Here is a 20,517-nt window from a genome sequence, read left to right on the forward strand (position 1 = left end):
CGCGCTCAGGCTAACGCGGCCCGCCTCTGGACTCAAGCTCCTCCATCCCCTCTCCGGAGCCGACGGCCAGCTCCGGGCGCAGCCAGGCGCTGCGAAAATCGAACCAGCCGAGCGCCGTCATCCGTACCCCGTGCACGCCGACCCGGCTCTCCAGCTCCAGCCAGTGGTGAAACAGCGGCACAAACCAGCCCCGCCGCTGCACATTTGCCAGCAGCGCCCGCGGCCCCGGCTCCTCGCCGCTGGCACGCCACTGCGTCAGCCCCTGCCACAGGCCATACTGGCCGCCCCACACCTTGCGCAGCAGCGGGGTCCCCTGCAACCAGGCGTAGGGGGCGAAGGCGTGTTCGTGCTCCAAGTTGAGGGTGCCGAGCCAGAGATCCACGTCCTCGTCCGCCCCGCTCACCCAGCGGCCGTAATCCAGGGTGCGTACCTCGAGATCGATGCCCTGCTCGGCCAGCAGGCTGCTCATGGCGTTGGCACACTCGTTGAACTCCAGGTGCTGGTTGAAGCAGGCCAGCACCAGCTGACGCGGCCGCCCGGCCGGCGCCGGCAACGGGACCGGCTGCGCCTCGCGCCAGTGGGGCAAGAGACCCAGCGCGCTGGTCCAGCCCCGCTGCAGCTCGGGGGCGACCCGCGCCATCAGGGCGATGGGGTTGAGCAGGCCGGCCAGCCACTGGCGCAGGGCGGGATCCTGCAGGGCACCGGAGCGCTCATCCTGCAGCAGGAAGTAACAGCCCGATTCGAGCTCGGACTCGCCACGCATGGTGCCGAGCTCCGGGCTGTCGCGCCCCAGTTGCAGGTGGCTCTCCAGCCGCTCCGCCAGCTCCGGCAGCATCCAGATGTCGATCTCGTCGAGCAGGGCGCGCAGACCGAAGTAGTCGTCGAATGCCTCCAGGCACAGGTGCATGGGATCGTTGGCGGTCACCCGATAGGGGCCGGTGCCCACCGGCTGCAGGGCAAAGCCCGCCTCCCCCTTGAGCTCGCGCGGCAGGATGACGGCCACCGGCTCGGCCAGCAGGTGAGGCAGCAGGGGATCCGGGCTGTCGAGGTGCAGATCCAGGGTGCGCGGCCAGGGGCTCTCCAGCCGTGCCAGATGGGCGAACAGCGGACGATCCCGCAGGCTCTGCAGGCTCTCCGTCACGTCCTCCACCACCAGCTCGCGGCCGTGGTGAAAGCGCACCGCCGGCCTCAGGTAGAAGCGCCAGTGACAGGGGCCGAGGCACTCCCAGTGGTGGGCGAGATCCCCCTCGATTTCCCCATTTTCCTCATTTCGCCGGGTCAGGCCGTTGAAGATCTGGCGGCTCAGGTGGATTTCGGAGCGGCGCAGCGGGCCGGTGGGCAGCAGTTGGGGCAGTGGCCGATAGTAGGGCACCCGCAGGATCTGGCGCCCTGCCCGGGTGGCCTGGCCGAGCTGTTCGATAAGCAGCGGGGTGAGCAGATCGAGGCGATCTTCCGCCAGCCGCACCGCCTGAGCCAGCTGGCCCTGGCTCAGCAGCTCCCGCAGTCGGCGCCGGGTCAGGCTCTCCTGGTTGTCCAGTAGGGTGAGGCGGGAGCGCCGCCCCCGTCCGGCCTCGGCAGACCAGCCGAGCCAGCCCTGCTCCTGCATGCGGCGCAGCAGCAGGCGGGCGTTGCGCGGGGTGCAGCAGAGCAGATCCGCCACCTCGGCGAGGCTTATTTCCCGCTCGTCGCAGCCGAGCTGCTGGGCGAGCCGTTGGAATTGCTGGTAGAGGCGGCTGGTGGGCATAAAAGAGGAAATCCTTGCTCTGAAAGTCATCAGTTTTTACTTCCGCATTTTAGCTCAATACTGCTGGCGAACGTGAGAACCACAGCACAGGAGCACCATCATGAGCCACGCCAACCCCATCAAACCGAACCGGATCCAGCAGATCCTGCGCCGTTACTTCAAGCGGATCCTGCCCCGCCCGCTGCCGCTCATCGAGGATCCCATGAGTCAGCTCAACCGTCTGATGCAGTGGGACATGCACCAGATCGACGATCGGGAGTATCGCCGCCGCCTCTGAGACGGCCTCCCCCACGCCCCGACGAGATTGCTTTGCCGGATCTGATGGTTTACATCGGCCAAGGGCCTGATAGATTGGACGTCTATCCATCTATGATTGCTATCCAGCAACATCCAACAAGGAGTGTGTGATGAAAGATGCGACCCTGGCCCTGCACCACGGCTTTGCCAACGACCCCACCACCAAGGCCGTCGCCGTACCCATCTACCAGACGGTGGCCTACGAGTTCGAGAGCGCCCAGCACGGGGCGGATCTGTTCAACCTGGCGGTGCCTGGCAACATCTACACCCGCATCATGAACCCCACCAACGATGTGCTGGAGCAGCGAATGGCCGCGCTGGAAGGGGGGATCGCCGCGCTGGTGGTCTCGGCAGGTTCCGCCGCCATCACCTACGCCATCCAGGCGCTGACCGCCGCCGGCGACAACATCGTCTCCACCCCCCAGCTCTATGGCGGCACCTACACCTTGTTCGCCCACATGCTGCCAAGCTTCGGGGTCGAGGTGCGCTTCGCCAAAGATGACAGCGCCGAGGCCATCGCTGCCCTCATCGACGACAAGACCAAGGCGGTCTACTGCGAGAGCATCGGCAACCCGGCCGGCAACATAGTGGACATAGCCGCCCTGGCCAAGGTGGCCCACGCCCGCGGCGTGCCGCTCATCGTCGACAACACGGTCGCCACCCCGGTGCTGTGCAAACCCATCGAGCACGGCGCCGATATCGTGGTGCACAGCCTGACCAAATATGTCGGCGGCCACGGCAACTCGCTGGGGGGCGTGGTGGTCGACTCGGGCAAGTTCCCCTGGGCGGATCATGCCGAGCGCTTCCCCCAATTGACCCAACCCGAGCCCTCCTACCACGGGGTGGTCTACACCGAGGCGTTCGGGCCGGCCGCCTTCATCGGGCGGGTGCGCACCGTGCCGCTGCGCAATACCGGCGCGGCGCTGGCCCCCATGAACGCCTTCCTGCTGCTGCAGGGGCTGGAGACTCTGAGCCTGCGCATGGAGCGCCACGTGGACAACGCCCTGCAGGTCGCCCACCACCTCAAGCACCATCCCAAGGTAGCCTGGGTCAGCTACGCCGGGCTGCCGGGTCACCCCCACTACCTGCTGGCGGAGAAGTACATGGCCGGCCGCCCCTCCGCCATCCTCTCGTTCGGCCTGAAAGAGGGCTACGAGGCAGGGGTGCGCTTCTACGATGCGCTCAAGATCTTCAAGCGGCTGGTCAACATCGGCGACGCCAAGTCGCTGGCCTGCCACCCCGCCTCCACCACCCATCGCCAGCTCAGCGAAGAGGAGCAGACCAAGGCCGGGGTGAAACCTGAGATGATCCGGCTGTCGGTGGGGATCGAGGCCATCGAGGACATACTGGCGGATCTGGATCAGGCGCTGGAGGCCTGACGCAAACGGTGCGGGAGCGGGCATCAGCCCGCTTTTTTTTAGCTGCAGCGGTGAACCCGTCGCCGCGCCACTGCGTACTACCGCTTCTTGTCACTGCGTCGAGGTATCCATGATAGTCCTGCACCACCTGAACAAATCCCGCTCCCAGCGCATCATCTGGCTGCTCGAAGAGCTGGGCCTGCCCTATGAGATCAAGGCCTACCAGCGCGATGCCGCCACTTTTCTCGCACCGCCCGAGCTCAAGGCCGTCCACCCCCTCGGCAAGTCGCCGGTCATCGAGTTTGACGGCCGGGTACTGGCAGAATCCGGTGCCATCACCGAATACCTGATCGCCCGCCACGCCCCGGACCGGCTGGCACCTGCCGCCGACAGCCCGGACTATGCCGAGTACCTGCAGTGGCTCCACTTCGCCGAGAGCTCGGGCATTCTGCCGCTGCTGCTCGACATGTTCGTGCGCAAGGACGGCAGCCCGATGCGCTTCCTGCCGGACTACGCCAAAGCCGAGTGCGCCAAGGTGCTGGGTTATCTCAACGAGGTGCTGGCAAGCCGCCGCTATCTGGTGGCCGATCGCCTCACCGGCGCCGACATCCTGAACTCCTTCCTGGTGGATCTGCTGGCCCAGAGCGGCCAGCTGGCCCAGTTCCCGCACCTGCAGGCCTACTGGCAGCGGCTCAACACTCATCCGGCCCGCCAGAAGGCGGCGGCGCTGGAGCGCGAGCTGGACCGCAGCGCCGAATAAGCGCCCGGCGCCACCATGCAAAACGCCCCGATGATCGGGGCGTTTTCTTTTCCGTTGACCAGCCGGTGATCAGAGGACGTGGGAGAGGATCCGCGCCACTATGGTTGCCAGGATGACTTACAGCGTGTGGGAGAGGATCCTGGCGACCTTGTCCGGATCTATGTCCTGCTGCTCCCCGAGGGCGGTCAGGCCGAACAGCTTGAGGTTGGAGCAGATCCCCGGGATGCAGCGCGCATCCAGGCCATAGTCGGCGAGACGGGTGCCCACCCCCATCTGCTGGAAGAACTGCTCGGTGCGGATGATCGCCTCCTCGATGCGCAACGCCTTGTCCTCGCGGCTGGAGTGCCACACCCGCTCGGCGAACTGGGCCAGCTTCTCCTGCTTCTGGGCCGCTTGCTCCCGCAGCAGGGAGGGCAACACCACCGCCAGACTCTGGGCATGATCCAGTCCGTGCAGGGCGGTGAGCTGGTGACCGATGGCGTGGGTGGACCAGTCCTGAGGCACGCCGCGACCGATGAGGCCGTTGAGGGCCAGGCTGGCCGCCCACATCAGGTTGGCGCGCACCTGGTAGTTGGTGGGCTCCGCCAGCGCCCGCGGGCCGTTGTCCACCAGCACCTGCAGCAGGCCTTCCGCCAACCGGTCCTGCACCTCGCCCCCCACCGGGAAGGTGAGGTACTGCTCGAGGATGTGGACGAAGGCATCCACCACCCCGTTGCCCACCTGGCGCGGCGGCAGGCTGTAGGTGGTGGTGGGATCCAGCACCGCAAACACCGGCTGCACCAGCGGGTTCATGAAGGAGAGCTTCGCCTCCCCCCGGCTCACCACGGCGGCCGGGTTGCTCTCCGAACCGGTGGCCGGCAGGGTCAGCACGCAGCCGAGCGGCAGCGCCGCCTTGATGGGGGCCTTGTGCAGCAGGATCTCCCAGGGATCGTCCCCCTCGAAGCGGGCCGCGGCGGCCACGAACTTGCTGCCGTCCACCACTGAGCCGCCACCCACCGCCAGCAGGAAGTCGATGCGCTCGCGCTTGACCAGATCCACCGCCTCCATCAGCTGGTCGTACTGGGGATTGGCGCCGATGCCGGGGAACTCCAGCCACTCCCGGCCTGCCAGCGCCTGGGTCAACTGGTCATAGACCCCGTTCTGCTTGATGCTGCCGCCGCCGTAGAGCACCAGCAGGCGGCTGCCGGCCGGGATCAGTTCGGGCAGGCTGGCGATCTGGCCTTCACCGAAACAGACGCGGGTGGGATTGGCATATTGGAAGTTGTACACGGCAGAGCCCTCGGTTGAATGCATGCAGAGGGATTGTGCGCCTGTGGCCCCCACAGGTCAAAGAACGCGGGCACGCCCTCACATTGCACCGCGGATGCGGGTTGCCGGCAGGGCCGCTCATCCACTGTGGTCAGCGGGGGCAAGGGCTTGCCCCCGCTGACCATGGATTGCCGTTCGAGTCATTCCGCTGCTCAGGCGCTCTTGCTCTCTTCCTTGCTGCTCTTCTTGCCGGTGAGGCGGTCCATGGCGTCTTGCAGCATGGCGTCCCGCTGCTCGTTCAACGGCTTGCTCTGCTCCGCCCGCTCCTCGGCGCTCAGCTGCTTGTTGTCGGCAATCGCCTTGAGCTTCTCTTCTATCTCGTTGAACTGCTTGCGATCAAAGCCGAGCGCCTTGTCCACCAGCTGCTGCAGCACGCCCCCCTTGTCGGAACTCATGTCGAGCGCCGGCGGCAGCTTGCTGTTCTTGGCCAGGTGTTCATAGGTCAGCGCCTGCTGGGCCTGGCCGGTTATCCGCTGGGAGGAGAGGTTGACCAGATCTTCCCAGCCGCCGCCACCCTGACCGCTGTCGGCGCTGCTGAGGGTGGCGAGGGCGCGGTTGTTGGAGGCGCTCTGGGCAAGCTGCTGGCTGTAGGGTTTGATATCCATGGGGGCTCCAGTCTGCATGCCAAACCGGCATGACGAGGTCGCTGATTCGATGATATGAGGCGCCTGGCCCCATCTTTGGCAATAAAACCAGCAAGTTGCAGGCCAACTTGTCAGGGTGGGCGAGATCCCCACCGTGGCGAGCCCGCAGCCGGTCACGGCCCAGACACAGCGTCAGAATCATGACTCATCCGCTGCTTTTATCCCGATTTCCGACACATACAACTACCTCAAAAACTCCGCACCACATAAACAGCAGGAACGCTTTGCCGATCACAAAACAAACAACCAGTGCGGCATACAATTTTGGCGCACCATCGGGCAAGCAAGCAGCGTTATGGATGATATGTTTGCGAATTCAACCAGATGCAGACCTGTCTACCGTCGGATCCCCGACCCAGTCCGGTTACTCCCGGCCGCTTCTCCCGCCCCCTGACGCGCATCCACCGCAACCTTTCGGGCATAACTATGAAAAAACACACCTTGAGTCTTCTCTCCGCCACCCTGCTCACCCTGCTTGGCACCAGTGCCGACGCCTGTACCGGCCTCATCGTCGGCAAGGGGGCCAGTGCCGATGGCAGCGTGATGATCGCCAGAAACGAGGATTTTGGCGTCAACAACTGGAACAAGTACCTCGCCTTCCGGCCCGCGCAGCAGAACGAGGGCAAGGTCTGGAAGCTGGGCAACGGACTGGAAGTGCCGATGCCAAAGGCGTTTTTCGCCTACTCCGCCATTCGTGACTGGGATGCCACAGCCAGCGACCCGGACGGCAAGTATTACGAGGAGCGCGGCATCAACGAGGCCAACGTCGCCATTTCAGCCACCACCAGTGCCGAGGTCAACGACAAGGCCCAAAAAGCCGATCCGCTGATCGAGAAGGGAGTGATTGAAGCCATCATCCCGACCCTGATCCTGCCGCAGGCCAGGACGGCCAAAGAGGGAGTCGAGCTGCTTGGCCGCTATGTGGAGCAATATGGCGCCGGTGAGGGCAACAGCCTCTATCTGGCGGATGTGAACGAGGCCTGGCTGATGGAGATCGGCTCCGGCCACCACTGGATCGCAGTGCGGGTGCCGGACGACAGCTACGCCATGGTGGCCAACGGCCTGCGCATCCACGGCGTCAATCTCGACGGCGCCGATGTGCTGCACTCGCCCAAGCTGCTGGAGTTTGTACGCGAACACAAACTGCTGGATAACGCCGACCCGAAAGAGTTCAACTTCGCCAAGGCGTTCGGGGTCATCGCTGACCCGTATAACGTGGATCGGGAGTGGCTCGGCCAGAAAATGCTGACGGCCTCTCACAAGCAGCCAACCCGCCAGGCGCAGTACCCGCTCTTTATGAAGCCGGATGCCCCCATCGCCGTGCCGGACGTGGCCAGGCTGCTGAGCGCCACCTATGACGGCACGCCACTGGCGGGCAAGGCGGAGCGGCCGATCCGCATCGATCGCCAGCTGGAATCCCACGTCATCCAACTGCGCAAGGAGATGCCCAAAGAGCTGCAGGGGCTCATCTGGCAGAGCTACGGCGTGCTGGCCGAATCCGTGATGGTGCCGCTCTACAACACCCTGGAGTCCTATCCCCTGCCCTATCGCTCCGGCAGCGACAGCTACTCCGATGATTCCGCCTACTGGCAGTTCCGCAGCCTGACCGCGCTGGCCAGCGCCGATCCGGACAAATACCTGCCGCTGCTGCGCGGCGTCTGGAGCAAGGAGAGCAGCAAGCTCTACAAGGAGGTGGCCCTGCTCGACCAGAACCTGAAGCAGGCCTATGCCGGCGACAAGGCCACCGCCATCGGGCTGGCATCCGACTACTCCTATGGCCAGCTGGAGAAGAGCTATCAGATGGCCAGGGAGCTGCGCTACAAGCTGATGACGGATCTCACCAAACGCACCGAGCAGAAGTATTCGCCGGAGGAGTTCAAGAAGATCATGAGCCTGTAAACAGGCCCCAAAACAGAGAGGCTCCCAGGGGAGCCTCTCTTATTTCATCCGCAGCAACCATCAGCGACGGCTGATATGGAGCGGGCCGAAGGTCTGCGCCACCGGCATGATCTCGATGCTGTTGATGTTGACGTGGGCCGGCTGCTGGCTGATCCAGAGCACGGTATTGGCGATGTCTTCCGGCTGGATCGCCTGCACCCCCTGATAGACGGTAGCCGCCTTGGCATCGTCACCGTGGAAGCGCACGTTGGAGAACTCGGTGCCGCCGCACAGACCCGGCTCCACGTTGGTGACGCGGATGGCGGTGCCCGCCAGATCGGCGCGCAGGTTGAGGCTGAACTGCTTCACGAACGCCTTGGTGGCGCCGTAGACGTTGCCGCCCGGATAGGGGTAGGTGCCGGCGATGGAGCCGATATTGATGACGTGACCGCGATTGCGCTCGACCATGCCCGGCAGCAACAGGCGGGTCAGCAGGGTCAGACCGCTGATGTTGGTGGCAATCATCTGTTCCCAGTCCTCGAGGTCTGCCTTGTGGGCCGGCTCCAGCCCCAGCGCCAGCCCGGCGTTGTTGACCAGCAGATCCACCTCGCGCCACTCGGCCGGCAGCCCGTCGATGGCGGCGCGGGTGGCCGCCTTGTCCTGCACGTCGAACACCAGCGGCAGGAACTGGGCGCCCAACTCGTCGGCCAGGGCGGCCAGCCGTTCTGCGCGGCGACCGGTGCCGATCACCCGGTAGCCCGCCTGCACCAGCTGACGGCTGATGGATTCACCAAACCCGGACGAGGCGCCCGTTACCATTGCAATCATCTGAACCTCCATTTCTACAGCGCTATTGTTATTTATCTGTTTGAAATCAATCTTATCTATTCGTCGCTCAATTCACTCCCGCTCGCCCTGCGCCAGATGAACACCAGCAGGTGGAGCAGGAACAGGCCCGAGCCCCCCAGCGCGAACAGCAGGCCGGTGAGGGCGTTGACCGAGGTGTCGGCGCCACACCACCACCAGACCAGCCAGCCGACCAGGCCGATGGCGAAGGTCTGGCCGGCGCAGACCGGGCAGCGCCCCAGCTTGGCCCTGATGGCGGTGGCGAGGCAGTTGTCGCAGCTCATCCCCTCTCCTCTTCTCTCCTCTCTCCGGCCAGCGGCAGCACTAGCCGGTGGGCATGCTGACCGTGGCCATAATAATCCAGCAGCTTCTGCCTTGGCCGAAAACCCAGCCCGCGGTAGAGCGCCTGCGCCTCTTCATTGGCATCGCCCACCTCCAGCCGGATCGCCCCCCAGCCTGCCTCTTTGCCCTCCCGGATCACCTGCTCCAGCAGGCGGCGGGCCCAGCCCTGGCGGCGGATGGTCCAGCGGATGGCGAGGGTCTGGATGATCAGCCGATCCCAGCCCCTGTGCTCCAGCAAACAGAGGTAGCCCATCAGCTGCTCCTGCTGGTCCAGCACCAGCCAGGTGCGCCCCTTGGCCTGGGTCAGCAGATAGTGCCAGCGGCTGCGGCCAAAGGCGACTTCGGGGGGAAAACAGTAGCGTTCCAGCTTAACGATGGCGCCCAGATCATCGGTCCGGGCCGCGCGCACGGTCAACACGGGGAATCCTTGTTCGGTTATTTATCTTCATCACCAAAAATGCGACTTGTATCACAAGTTACCAAGGCGGCATATTAGGCACTGTAACCTCTTGTTTCCCCTCGCGCCATTGTCGTGCTTGTCGGTGCATCGAAGCCCACTGGGGATCCTGCCGCTTAAGGCAGTTTCATCTGTGGAGCCGAAAAAATGAGTACCTACGTCATCGTCGAAGAGCTGGGCGACTGGCCTTGCCATGCCGATTATCTGCTGACCGCCCGCACCTACCTGCAACACGGGGTGCCCACCACCGGCGGCCGTCCCCGCATCATCAACCTCTGCCGCAATCTGGAGCACCTCGGCGCCGGCTACTACTGCTCGCTGCTGGCCCAGGCCCGCGGTCACCACTGCCTGCCGGGCCTGCAGGCCATCAGCCAGCTGCAACCCCAGCAGCCGCCGGCCAAGCTGTGGCGCAAGCTGCAGGGCTGGCTGGCCCAGCAGAGCGAGGATCGGATCCGGGTGCGCGCCATCTTCGGCCAGTGCGAGCAGAGCGAGCTGGCCGGCCTGGCCCGCTACTACTACGGCCTCAGCCAGCTGCCGCTGCAGGAGCTGACTCTCAAGCGCGGCCGTCACGGCTGGTCGGTGCGCCAGCAGCAGAGCCTGTCGCCGCTGGAGCTGAGCCCAAGCGAGCAGACGCTGATGCTGCACCACGCCCAGGCGCTGGTGGGCACGGGTGACGAGGAGCAGGCGGCGCCGCTCTACCAGCTCGCCATCCTGGTCGACCCCAACGACGGTCGCGCCAGCAGCGATACGCTGGCGCTGGAGCGCTTCATCCAGGCGGCCGCGGCCCAGGGGATCCGGGCCGAGATCCTGGCGCCGTCTGCCATCGAGCGGCTGCCGGAGTTCGACACTCTCTGGCTGCGATCCGAGACGGCGGTGGGCCACTACACCTTCGAGTTTGCCCGCCGCGCCGAGCAGCTCAAGATGCCGGTGATCGACAGCTCCCGCGCCATCCTCGCCTGCAGCAACAAGCTCTACCTCTACGAGCTGATGGTGCGCAGCGGCGTGCCCATGCCCCCCACCATGGTGGTGACTCGCCGCGGCCGCCACCACGTGGACGAACTGGTGCAGCGACTCGGCCTGCCGCTGATGGTGAAGGTGCCCGATGGGGCGCAGGGGCGCGATCTGGCCATGGCCAGCGATGAGCAGCAGCTGGCCCGCCTGCTGGACGAGGGGCTGAGTCGCTCCGCCCTGCTGCTGGTGCAAAGCCGGATCCCCGCCGAGTTTGACTGGCGCATCGGCTTTCTCGACGGCTCGCCGCTGTTTGCCTGCCGCCGCTTCCGGCCCGAGCCCGGCAACCGCATCCGCCGCCGCAAACACCCCCTCGACATGAGCCGCATCGAGGCACTGCCGCTCAACGAGGTGCCGGAGCGGGTGTTGCAGACCGCCCGCCGCGCCGTTCATCAGCTCGGCAACGGCCTGTTCGGGGTCGATCTGCGCCAGCAGGGGCGTGACTGCGTGCTGCTGGAAATCATCGACAATCCCTGGATACGTGGCGATATTGAGGACAGAGAGGCAAAGGACCTCTACGAGCGCCTCGCCCGGGCCTTCCGCCAGCGGCTGGAAAACCGGGGGCAGAGCGCGGCCGGATAACAAGCATCGAGAGCAGAGGTGGATATGATGACGACTGATTGGTGGGACATAGCGCCCCTTGGCTGGGAGAACATCCTGGTCTGTCTGGTGTGCGGCACCCTGGTGGGGCTGGAACGGCAGCTGCGCGGCAAGCCGGTCGGCATCCGCACCTCCTCGCTCATCATCCTCGGCACCTACTGTTTTCTCGCCATCGGTGCCGCCGTCAGCCCCCAGAGCGCCGATCAGGCGCGGGTGCTGGGCCAGCTCATCACCGGCATCGGCTTTCTCGGCGCCGGGGTGATGATGACCCGGGATGGCCAGGTACTGGGGGTCACCTCCGCCGCCACCGTCTGGATGCTGGCGGCCCTCGGCGCCCTCATCGGCATGCAGATGCTGCACCAGGCGCTGCTGCTCACCGGTGTCACCCTCTCCATCCTGGTGGGGGTGGACTACCTGGAGACCAGCTTCAAGAGCCTGCGCCGCGGGGTACACAACCGGCTGGAGAGCTGGCGGCACGGCAATGGCAACGGTCAGGCCACCCCCCATCAGGACGAGCTCGGCAGCGGCATCGAGAAGTAACGTCCCAATGAACAAGGGCTCCATCTAGGAGCCCTTGTTGTTTACCAGCCTCAGCGCACCAGCAGGAAGCGACCGGTGAGCGGCGGCAAGTCCACCGTCACGCTGCTGCCGCCGATGGCCAGGCGCTCGCCGCTCTGCAGATCCACCAGGGCGCTGCCACTGCGCAACTTGCTGGCCGGCACCGCATAGCTCTGGGGCGTGGTGGAGACGTTGAGCAGGTAGACTACTTGCTCGCCCGCCGTCTGCTTGATGTCGCCATAAACGCTGCCCTCGGCCACCAGCTTGACCCGCTCCCCCTGATAGAGGGCTGGGTGGGCGGCGCGCAGGGCCAGCAGCTGACTGAGCCACTGTTTCAGCTCGCTCTGCTCGCTGCTCGGCACGAAGCCGGTGGCACCCGGCACCTTGCCATCGCTGCGGGCCACGTGATCGTCACAGAGCCCCTGAGCGGCGCAGTCGCCACCCACTTGCTTGGCAAAGCCAGGCACCTCGTCGCCAAACTCCTCGCCGTAGTAGAGGGTGATGGGACCGGAGCGGGCCGCCAGGAAGCTGAAGGCCGCCTTGTGGCGCAGCCAGTAATCCGCCGGATTGAAGTTGCCCCGCTCCAGCAGATCGCCGAAGCGCACCAGATCGTGGTTGCCCAGCATAAGGTTGGGCATGGCGTGGTCCGGGTAGTTCTCCACCTTGTTCCAGCTGGCGTCGAGCACGCTGGCCCCCTGCCCGCCCTTGCCGGACTCCTCCACCGCCAGTGCCTGCACCAGGCCGTAGCGCAGCGGGAAGTCGAACGCCGAGGAGAGCGCCGGGTTGTCGCTCGGCCCATACGCCTGGGCGCGGATCTCGTCGGCCCCTTTCCACACTTCCCCGACCATATAGCCGAGGGTGCCCCACTGCTGGCCGGCGGCCTTGCGCGCCGCGCTGGCTCGCTCCACCTCGCTGCGAATGGCGCGCCAGTCGTCAAGATCGAGCTGATAGGCCTGATCGAGGCGCCAGCCGTCGATGCCGTACTGCTCGACCCAGTAGCGGGCCACCTCCTTGAAGTAGGCGAGGCTCTCTGGCTGGCTGTAATCCACCAGCTGGCCCGGGTAGCCGGCACCGCCGCTCTTGAGGGCGGGCAGGCGCCCCGCGGGGGAGGGCTTGCTCACCCCCACCCTGTTGACGTGACCGAACACCCCGTCGAGGAAGACGTAGAGACCGCGCTGATGCGCCCCGTCCACCAGTTTCTTGAGCTGGGCGTTGCTGCCGAAGTTGGGGTCCACGTTGAAGAAGTCGCAGGCGAAGTAACCGGTGGCATCCAGCCTGTCGTCTCCGCCCTGCCCCGCACAGGAGTCGAACACCGGGGTCAGCCAGATGGCGTTGACGTTGAGGCTCTTGATGTGGTCGAGGCTGTCGATGATCCCCTGCAGATCGCCGTTGTGCTGGGAGGGGCCGTAGCCGACGCCGTAGTTGGCGCTGCCGTCGCCATCGACGAAGGACTCCACCATCACCTGGTAGGTGCGCAGGTTGCAGGCCGGCTGATCATCGCCGTAGCAGGCGCGGCTGGCGGTGGCCGGCGGCGGGTTGGTGACCGGGGGTTGCTGGGGCTCGCTGGAACCGCTCCCGCCTCCGCTGCCGCAAGCCGTCAGTAACAGGGCGGCCCCGATGAGGCCGCCACGACGCAACGTTCCTTGTTTCATTGTTATGTTCCCGCTGTGGTGGTATCGACGCCCAAAGCGCCGCACTGGGGCCATGATAGCGGCCCAGCCCGCACGGGTCTGTGACTGAAAACGTTACCCGATTCAGCCGGTTAGCTAATCCCCGCTCAGAGCACGCCGGCTGAGGCGAAGCGATAGCTTAGGGAGAGCCAGTAAGCACGGCCCGGCTCCGGGATGCGCCCCACCTGCTCGTAGCCCAGCCCGGCCTGACTGGCGTGCACCGACTTGGAGAGGTGCTCGTAGTAGAAGGTGTCGAACAGATTGTCCACCCCGGCCGACAGCTGCCAGCCCGGGTGGAACTGCCAGGCGGCGCTCAGGTTCATGGTGAAGAAGCCCGGGGTCTCCCCCTGATCCTGGCCGGCCACGGTGCCGGAACCCACATCCACCCGATCCTGGGCGGCCACGGCGCGGCCCAGCAGGGTCAGGTTCCACGCCTCGGCCGGCTGCCAACCCAGCGCCAGCTTGCCATCGAGGGGCGGCATCTGGGCCAGCGGCTTGTTGTCGCTCTGGTTTTCGCCATAGACCACCGCCAGGCCGCCATCGAGACGCCACTGCTCGGCAAACAGCCAGCGCCCCTCCAGCTCGCCGCCGCGGGTCTGGGCGTCGATGTTGCGCACCTTGTTCGACTTGTTGTTATAGAGCAGGTAGTCCTGAATGTCGGCGCTGAACAGGGAGAGGGTCAGGTCCAGATCGCGGCTGCGCAGGGCCAGCCCCGCATCCCACTGGCGGCTGCGCTCCGGGTTGAGGGTGAAGGGCACGCTGTCCTTGCTGCGCTCCCAGTAGTCCGGCGCACGCATGGCCTGACCCCAGGCCAGGTAGCTCGACCAGGCCGGCGACCACTGATATTCGTAGCGGCCAAAGCCGCTGTCCAGGGTCAGGGTATCGCTGTAGAGGGTCTGATCCCCCGCGCCGTAACGGGTGGTCTCGACCCTGTCCTGCCGGTAGCCCCCTTTGTAGCTGTGGGCCCCCTGCTGGCGGCCCAGCTCGGCAAAGCCCCCCTGCTGCTCGAAACGCAGGGTGCGCTGGCGTGGCTGGCTGGCGTAGTCCACCCCGCTGCGGGCCCTGTGCTGATCCCGGTTGGCATCGAACCCGGCGGTCAGCAGCCAGTCGGCCGGCAGGGCGATGTCGTTGGCCCAGCGCCCGCCGGTGTTGCGCCGATCCGGGTTGGAGAGCATCTTCATGCCACTGTTCGGCCGCAGGCTGAAGTTGTCCATGATGTGGTCTATGTCGTTGTCCCACAGGGTCAGCTCGCTGCGCTGCCAGTGGGTGGTGATCTGCTCCTGCCTGAGCTTGAGGCCGAAGGATTCGCGGTCGAACATGGGACCGTCCATGGTGCGATCCGCATAGGCGGCGCGGGCGTTGCTGCGCTCGGCGGTGAGTTCGAGCCAGGTGTGCTCGCTGGGCGTCCAGCCAAGCTGGGCGGTGCCGTTCTCACGCCGGTAGAAGGAGCGCACCTTGTCGCCGTGGCCGTCACGGTAGTCATCGCTGTCGGAGTGGGTGAACTGGCCGCGCAGATAACCCTGTGGCGCCCCCACGGTGGCATCCAGCATCTGGTCGTCGCGCCCGAAGCTGCCATAGAGCGCCGACGCCTCGGCCTTGACGCCAGGGGCGGTGAATTCGGGCCTGTCCCGCTCGAACAGCACGGTCCCCGCCAGCGTGGCCCCCTGCTCGAGGGATTGCGGCCCCTTCAGCACCCGGATCCGGTCGAAAGATTGAGGAAAGACGTAGGCGGTGGGGGGATCCATCCGGCCGCCGCAGCCACCGGCCAGCATGCCGCCATCCATCTGCACGTTGAGGCGGGACATGCCCATCCCCCGCAGCACGGGATCGCCGCCCAGCCCCCCCTTGCGCACCATGCTCATGCCGGTGACGTTCTTGAGGTAACCGGCGCCGTCGGCCGCCGGCATGGGGGAGCCCGGCTTCTTGGGATCCAGGGTCACCTCCAGGGTGCTGGCGGGGCGACTGGCGACCACCACCATGGGTTCCAGTTGCTGAACCGGCTCTTGGCCGGCGGCGCCGTGACAGGCGAGGCCACCCACCAGCAGGGCCAGCGGGGTGCGCATATGACAAGCCATACTCTTTCCTTATCTCTCTGTTTATTTTGTTGTTTTAATTCCAATCACCAAACCATTCAGCTGCTGGAAGGTTTGCCGTCAGGCTGCAAAAAAGGCCTGCGGCACGGTGGCGGCAAGCCCTCAGAGGCGAAACCAGGCTAGGGTTGGCAAAATGTTGCGCAGGTTTTACCCAAATTGGGTGAGGAAGGCAAACGCTCAAACATTCCTGTTACAGGAATCTTGTGATGGCTCACAAAAACAGGGAGTTAGCTGAAGGCCTCCCGCTCGTCGATGGGCTTGATCAGGTGATAGACCTCGTGAGCCGACAGGGTACAGCCGGCGGGCCACTCCAGCTGATGGTGACGATTGATGAAGACCCGGGCGAAGCGCCGCTCCGAATCCAGCGCCGCAAACAGCGGCTGGGTGCGCCAGGGGGCGAGATCCAGCGCCCCCGTGGTACCGTCGGAAAGCACCACGAACAGGCTCCACCCCTGCAAATATTCCACATCGATAAAGACCGGCATCCCTTCGGCTCCGATTGAGAAAAATCGGCGCCATTATAGATAAGCCCCCGCCCTCGCTTTGCAGGCAGGATCACAGTTTTTCCAGTCGTTTCTGCTGTCTGCAACCCTTGTCCGCCATCACAGAAAAATCATAAAACGTGCCAAAAGTTGAGCTTTCGCACGCTCCCGACGCAACCTTTGCCCGCCACCACTGTCATAACCCTGCAATATAAAAACAATGCGCCCGTGGACGGGTGCAAACAGGCTTGTAGGAACAACAATGACCACTATCAGACGATGGCTGGGACCGTTTTGGCCCATCGCCGTTTTTTCATTGATCGCGCTCGTCTCTCTCTCCATCAGCCGGCTCGCCCTCGGCCTCTGGCAGCTGGAGCGGGTCGACGCCGTCGCCGGCTGGCAGGAGATGCTGCTGCAGGGCGTGCGGGTCGACTTCGCCACCCTCTGCTGGCTGTGGGGCGTGCCCGCCGTGTTCACCCTGCTGCTGGCCGGCCCCCATGCCGTGGGCCGTGCCTGGCTGCAGTTCATCCGGGTCTGGCTGACCCTGGGACTCTGGCTGCTGCTCTTCCTGGAGATCTCCACCCCCTCCTTCGTGACCGAGTACGGGGTGCGGCCCAACCGCCTCTACGTGGAGTACCTCATCTATCCCAAAGAGGTGTTCGCCATGCTGTGGGCCGGCCGCAAGGGCGAGCTGCTGCTGGCGCTGGTGTTCAGCTGCGCCGTGCTGGCGGGCGGCTGGTGGCTGAGCGGCCGCTTGTTGCGCGGCATCAGCTTTCCGCGCTGGTATCTGCGTCCGGCGTTTGCCCTGCTGATCCTGGCCATCGGTTTTCTCGGTGCCCGCTCCAGCCTGGGCCACCGTGCCCTCAACCCGGCCATGGTGGCATTTGCCAGCGATCCCCTGGTCAATGCGCTCACCGTCAACTCCTCCTACTCCCTCTTCTTCGCCATCAAGCAGATGCGGGCCGAGGAGGATGCCAGCCAATTCTACGGTGAGCTGCCCCGCCAGCGCATCCTGGATCTGGTACGCCAGGAGAGCGGCCGCGAATCCCATGAGTTCAGCTCCGACACCCTGCCCAGCCAGACCTTCAACGAGGCCAGCTACGGCGGCAAGCCGAAGAATCTGGTGATCCTGCTGCAGGAGAGCCTGGGGGCCCAGTTCGTCGGCTCCCTCGGCGGCCTGCCGCTCACCCCCAACATCGATGCCTTGTCGAAACAGGGTTGGGCGTTCGAGCAGCTCTACGCCACCGGCACCCGTTCGGTACGCGGCATCGAGGCGGTGCTGACCGGCTTCACGCCGACCCCGGCCCAGGCCGTGGTCAAGCTTGGCAAGAGCCAGACCAACTTCTTCACCATCGCCGATCTGCTCAAGCAGCGGGGGTACGACACCAGCTTCATCTACGGCGGCGAGAGCCACTTCGACAACATGCGCAGCTTCTTCCTCGGCAACGGCTTCACCACCATAGTCGAGCAGAAGGACTTCAAGAACCCGGTGTTCGAGGGCTCCTGGGGCGCCTCTGACGAAGATCTGATGGCCAAGGCAGACCAGACCTTCCAGGCCCTGCACAAACAGGGAAAACCCTTCTTCAGCCTGGTGTTCAGCTCGAGCAACCACGATCCGTTCGAGTTTCCCGACGATCGCATCGCCCTCTATGAGCAGCCCAAGCAGACCCGTAACAACGCAGCCAAGTATGCGGACTACGCCATCGGCGAGTTCTTCAAGAAGGCAAAGCGGTCGGACTACTGGCAGGACACCCTGTTCCTGGTCATCGCCGATCACGACAGCCGGGTCAGCGGCGCCAGCCTGGTGCCCATCCCCCGCTTCCACATTCCGGGGGTCATAGTGGGTGACGGCATAGCGCCGAGACAGGATCCGCGCATCGTCAGCCAGATCGACATGGCACCTACCCTGCTCTCCCTGATGGGGATCAGCGCCGACTACCCCATGCTCGGCAAGGATCTGACCCGCATGCCCGCCGACTGGCCGGGCCGCGCCATCATGCAGTACGACAAGAACTTCGCCCTGATGCGCGGCAAGGACGTGGTGATCCTGCAGCCGGAACGAGCGCCGGAAGGCTTCATCTATGAGGATGCGACAGAGACACTCACCCCGGCGCCGCAGCCGGCCACCATGAAGGATGCGGCCCTCGGCCTCGCGCTCTGGGGCAGCCTCGCCTATCAGCAGGGGCTCTACCGGACGGCGCCGGACACCCGCACCGTGCTGAACTGAGCGCCATAAAACAAAACCCGCCGATTGGCGGGTTTTTTGTTGGGGTCAAACGGGGAATCAGGTGTTGAGGAAGCAGGGCAGCGAGCGGCTGAACTTGTGCTCGAACACCAGCGAGGTCTCGAGGTGCACCACCTCCTCGCGGGAGGTGAAGTGATCGAACACGAAGTTGCGCAGGTGTTCGGTGTCAGAGACGCACAGATGCACCAGGAAGTCATCCTTGCCCCCCATGTGGAACAGGCTGATCACCTCGGGCAGCGCCAGGATGGCATCGCGAAACGCATCGATGATCTGGCGGCTGTGGCGGGCCAGCTGCAGCGACACCATGGCCTGGATGTGACCGCCGAGGGCCTGGTAATCCACCTCGCAGTGGGCGCCCTTGAGCACCCCATCCTGCTGCAGCTTGCGCACCCGCTCCAGACAGGTGGACGGTGCCACCCCGACCAGCGCGGCCAGATCCTTGTTGGTCATGCCCGCATCGCGAAACAGATGGGCCAGGATATCCAAATCCAGTTGATCCAGGTTTCTCATCTTTACTCCTTGAACCGCTCAATTTTTTAGACTCTGCCCGTAAACCGGGCTGAACACAACGCAGATTGACATCGGGGCCGCGCCCCCTATGCTTTGGCGCACTCAAAAACCGGCTCACGCCCGCCGCCACTGGCTTCATAAGGAGCTTTATGCACCCCTCCCACCCCTTCTGGAGCCAGGAAGTGCCGCGCCTCGACGGCCAGCTGCTGCTGACCCCCTGCCCCGGCACCCAGCAGGTCGCGTTGCCGCTGGCCCTCGATCAGCTCAGGCTGGCCGGCGCCCGCGCTGTCATCACGCTGATGACTGACGCCGAACTGGCCCGCCTCGAGCTGGCCCACTTGGGCGAGACGGTCGAGCGCGAGGGCTTGCACTGGTTTCACCTGCCCATCGAGGATGACCAGGCTCCCGACGCCACCTTTGAGCTTGCCTGGCAACAGACGCTGCCGCAGCTGCTGGCCCTGCTGCGCGAGGGGCAGCACCTGGCCATCCACTGCAAGGGCGGCAGCGGCCGCACCGGGCTGGTGGCGGCGGCTCTGCTGATGAGCCTGGGCCAGCCCCGACAGGAGGCGATGGCCGCCATCAAGGCTCACAGACCCAAGGCGTTCAGCCTGGCCTGCCACCGCCAATGGCTCGACCAGCTGGCCGAGCGGCTGGATCAGTGCGCCTGATTACTTGCCACCCTGGTCGTAGGTGAAGACCTTGCCGATATCCTCCACCCGATAGCTGGTGAGCTGGTAGACGTAGTAGTTGAGCCAGTTGGCAAACAGCAGGTGACCGTGGCTGCGCCAGCTGGCGCGCGGGGTCTGGCTCGGGTCGTTGTTCGGGTAGTAGTTGACCGGGATGACGGGCTCAAGCCCGGCGGCCAGATCCCGCTGATACTCGCCATCCAGGGTCAGCGCATCGTATTCGGGATGGCCGGTGACAAACACCTGGCGACAATCCTTGGTGGCCGCCAGATAGACACCCGCCTCTGCCGATTCGGCAAAAATCTGCAGATCCGTGTTGGCGCGGATAAGATCTCCGTCAAACGCCGCATAACGGGAGTGAGGCGCCACGAACTCATCGTCAAAACCGCGCAGCAGCGGCTCGTGTTCATCGAGCCTGTGGTGACGATAGACCCCGGAGAGCTTCTCGCCGTGGGTCTGCTTCTCCATGCCGTACAGAGCCTTCAGCGCCGCCTGCACCGCCCAGCAGAGGAACAGGGTGGAGGTGACGTGCTGATGGGACCACTCGATGATCTCGACGACACGCGGCCAGTAGACCACCTCCTCGAACTCCACCAGCCCGAGCGGCGCCCCCGTGATGATCATGCCGTCGTAGTTGTTGCCCCGCACCTGTTCGAAGTCGTGATAGAAGTTTTCCAGGTGCGCCTGAGGGGTGTTCTTCGACTCCCGATCGTCGATGCGCAGCAGATCCACGTCCACCTGCAACGGCGAGTTGGAGAGCATCCGCATCAGCTGGATCTCGGTCTCTATCTTCTTGGGCATCAGGTTGAGGATGAGCACCCGCAGCGGGCGAATGTTCTGGGTGACGGCCCGGGACTCCGTCATCACGAAGATGTTCTCCTGCCCCAGCACTTCGGCGGCGGGTAACTGATCCGGGATCTTGATCGGCATGCTTACTCCCTGTACTGCATCGGTAAATATGTCTGGACATCCAGAAGCCTATAATAAAGCGACTACCCTGTCATCAGATACCTTTTGTATTCACCCCCACC

Annotated in this window: 19 protein-coding genes; 8 read left to right on the forward strand and 11 right to left on the reverse strand. The window is 64.9% G+C overall.

The genetic code is table 11. From position 1 onward, the window contains the following. Positions 1-10: 10 nt before the first annotated feature. Entirely contained in the window at positions 11-1,744 is a 1,734-nt protein-coding gene (gene sgrR, locus I6L38_RS16785; RefSeq protein ID WP_216988749.1) for an HTH-type transcriptional regulator SgrR, read from the reverse strand. A gap of 100 nt (positions 1,745-1,844) precedes the next feature. Between sgrR and I6L38_RS16790 the strand changes: the two genes are divergently transcribed. The 3 genes from I6L38_RS16790 to I6L38_RS16800 all read left to right on the forward strand — a co-directional run bounded on the left by I6L38_RS16790 (position 1,845) and on the right by I6L38_RS16800 (position 4,159). After that, on the forward strand, positions 1,845-2,021 hold the full coding sequence (locus I6L38_RS16790) for a hypothetical protein (RefSeq protein WP_080760934.1): 177 nt from the start codon (positions 1,845-1,847) through the stop codon (positions 2,019-2,021). Between the two features lie 130 nt (positions 2,022-2,151). Continuing rightward, positions 2,152-3,420 (forward strand): O-acetylhomoserine aminocarboxypropyltransferase/cysteine synthase family protein, encoded by a 1,269-nt coding sequence (locus I6L38_RS16795; RefSeq protein WP_017781004.1) that lies wholly within the window; start codon positions 2,152-2,154, stop codon positions 3,418-3,420. Positions 3,421-3,529: 109 nt separating this feature from the next. Beyond that, positions 3,530-4,159: a glutathione S-transferase family protein gene (locus I6L38_RS16800; RefSeq protein WP_162518696.1), complete on the forward strand. Its 630-nt coding sequence runs from the start codon at positions 3,530-3,532 to the stop codon at positions 4,157-4,159. A 117-nt stretch (positions 4,160-4,276) separates the two neighbouring features. Here I6L38_RS16800 and I6L38_RS16805 read toward each other — a convergent pair whose 3' ends face one another. Then, positions 4,277-5,452 carry an iron-containing alcohol dehydrogenase gene (locus tag I6L38_RS16805; RefSeq protein WP_216988750.1) on the reverse strand — a complete coding sequence of 392 codons (1,176 nt, stop codon included), beginning with the start codon at positions 5,450-5,452 and terminating at the stop codon, positions 4,277-4,279. 167 nt (positions 5,453-5,619) lie between these two features. Continuing rightward, on the reverse strand, positions 5,620-6,072 hold the full coding sequence (locus I6L38_RS16810) for a hypothetical protein (RefSeq protein ID WP_005308316.1): 453 nt from the start codon (positions 6,070-6,072) through the stop codon (positions 5,620-5,622). A gap of 465 nt (positions 6,073-6,537) precedes the next feature. On the opposite strand from I6L38_RS16810, the gene I6L38_RS16815 reads away from it, so the two are divergent. Beyond that, the gene (locus I6L38_RS16815; RefSeq protein WP_216988751.1) at positions 6,538-8,010 is read left to right on the forward strand and encodes a C69 family dipeptidase; all 1,473 of its coding nucleotides are present in this window, start codon (positions 6,538-6,540) and stop codon (positions 8,008-8,010) included. Between the two features lie 60 nt (positions 8,011-8,070). Here the strand turns inward: I6L38_RS16815 and I6L38_RS16820 are convergent, their stop codons facing one another. From I6L38_RS16820 to I6L38_RS16830, 3 genes are read right to left on the reverse strand one after another with little or no spacing between them, the layout of a single operon-like run. Further along, on the reverse strand, positions 8,071-8,817 hold the full coding sequence (locus tag I6L38_RS16820; RefSeq protein ID WP_216988752.1) for an SDR family oxidoreductase: 747 nt from the start codon (positions 8,815-8,817) through the stop codon (positions 8,071-8,073). Between the two features lie 56 nt (positions 8,818-8,873). Continuing rightward, positions 8,874-9,119, reverse strand: a complete 246-nt coding sequence (locus I6L38_RS16825; RefSeq protein WP_216988753.1) for a DUF3624 domain-containing protein — start codon at positions 9,117-9,119, stop codon at positions 8,874-8,876. Beyond that, positions 9,116-9,595 carry a GNAT family N-acetyltransferase gene (locus tag I6L38_RS16830; RefSeq protein ID WP_216988754.1) on the reverse strand — a complete coding sequence of 160 codons (480 nt, stop codon included), beginning with the start codon at positions 9,593-9,595 and terminating at the stop codon, positions 9,116-9,118. Before I6L38_RS16830 ends, I6L38_RS16825 begins: the two co-directional genes overlap by 4 nt. Positions 9,596-9,781: 186 nt before the next feature. Here I6L38_RS16830 and I6L38_RS16835 point away from each other — a divergent pair, with 186 nt between their 5' ends. Together I6L38_RS16835 and I6L38_RS16840 are read left to right on the forward strand one after the other, a co-directional pair. Further along, the gene (locus tag I6L38_RS16835) at positions 9,782-11,224 is read left to right on the forward strand and encodes a RimK family protein (RefSeq protein ID WP_216988755.1); all 1,443 of its coding nucleotides are present in this window, start codon (positions 9,782-9,784) and stop codon (positions 11,222-11,224) included. Positions 11,225-11,248: 24 nt separating this feature from the next. Further along, positions 11,249-11,782 (forward strand): MgtC/SapB family protein, encoded by a 534-nt coding sequence (locus I6L38_RS16840; protein ID WP_216988756.1) that lies wholly within the window; start codon positions 11,249-11,251, stop codon positions 11,780-11,782. Positions 11,783-11,832: 50 nt separating this feature from the next. On the opposite strand, the gene I6L38_RS16845 is transcribed toward I6L38_RS16840, so the two are convergent. From I6L38_RS16845 to I6L38_RS16855, 3 genes are all read right to left on the reverse strand, one after another. Continuing rightward, entirely contained in the window at positions 11,833-13,452 is a 1,620-nt protein-coding gene (locus I6L38_RS16845) for an alpha-amylase family protein (RefSeq protein ID WP_216988757.1), read from the reverse strand. A 125-nt stretch (positions 13,453-13,577) separates the two neighbouring features. Further along, positions 13,578-15,545 carry a TonB-dependent copper receptor gene (locus tag I6L38_RS16850; RefSeq protein WP_216988758.1) on the reverse strand — a complete coding sequence of 656 codons (1,968 nt, stop codon included), beginning with the start codon at positions 15,543-15,545 and terminating at the stop codon, positions 13,578-13,580. Between the two features lie 245 nt (positions 15,546-15,790). Next, positions 15,791-16,048: a DUF2442 domain-containing protein gene (locus I6L38_RS16855; RefSeq protein ID WP_010635292.1), complete on the reverse strand. Its 258-nt coding sequence runs from the start codon at positions 16,046-16,048 to the stop codon at positions 15,791-15,793. 259 nt (positions 16,049-16,307) lie between these two features. On the opposite strand from I6L38_RS16855, the gene I6L38_RS16860 reads away from it, so the two are divergent. After that, the gene (locus tag I6L38_RS16860) at positions 16,308-18,272 is read left to right on the forward strand and encodes an LTA synthase family protein (RefSeq protein WP_201971520.1); all 1,965 of its coding nucleotides are present in this window, start codon (positions 16,308-16,310) and stop codon (positions 18,270-18,272) included. 57 nt (positions 18,273-18,329) lie between these two features. Here the strand turns inward: I6L38_RS16860 and I6L38_RS16865 are convergent, their stop codons facing one another. Then, positions 18,330-18,800, reverse strand: a complete 471-nt coding sequence (locus I6L38_RS16865) for an Lrp/AsnC family transcriptional regulator (protein WP_005308292.1) — start codon at positions 18,798-18,800, stop codon at positions 18,330-18,332. 149 nt (positions 18,801-18,949) lie between these two features. Between I6L38_RS16865 and I6L38_RS16870 the strand changes: the two genes are divergently transcribed. Further along, on the forward strand, positions 18,950-19,468 hold the full coding sequence (locus I6L38_RS16870) for a cyclin-dependent kinase inhibitor 3 family protein (RefSeq protein ID WP_216988759.1): 519 nt from the start codon (positions 18,950-18,952) through the stop codon (positions 19,466-19,468). Here the strand turns inward: I6L38_RS16870 and metA are convergent, their stop codons facing one another. Next, positions 19,469-20,416, reverse strand: coding sequence for a homoserine O-succinyltransferase (gene metA, locus I6L38_RS16875; protein ID WP_005308287.1), 948 nt, complete (start codon positions 20,414-20,416; stop codon positions 19,469-19,471). Positions 20,417-20,517: the final 101 nt, after the last annotated feature.

Source organism: Aeromonas sp. FDAARGOS 1408, from assembly GCF_019048665.1.
Classification (GTDB): domain Bacteria; phylum Pseudomonadota; class Gammaproteobacteria; order Enterobacterales; family Aeromonadaceae; genus Aeromonas; species Aeromonas dhakensis.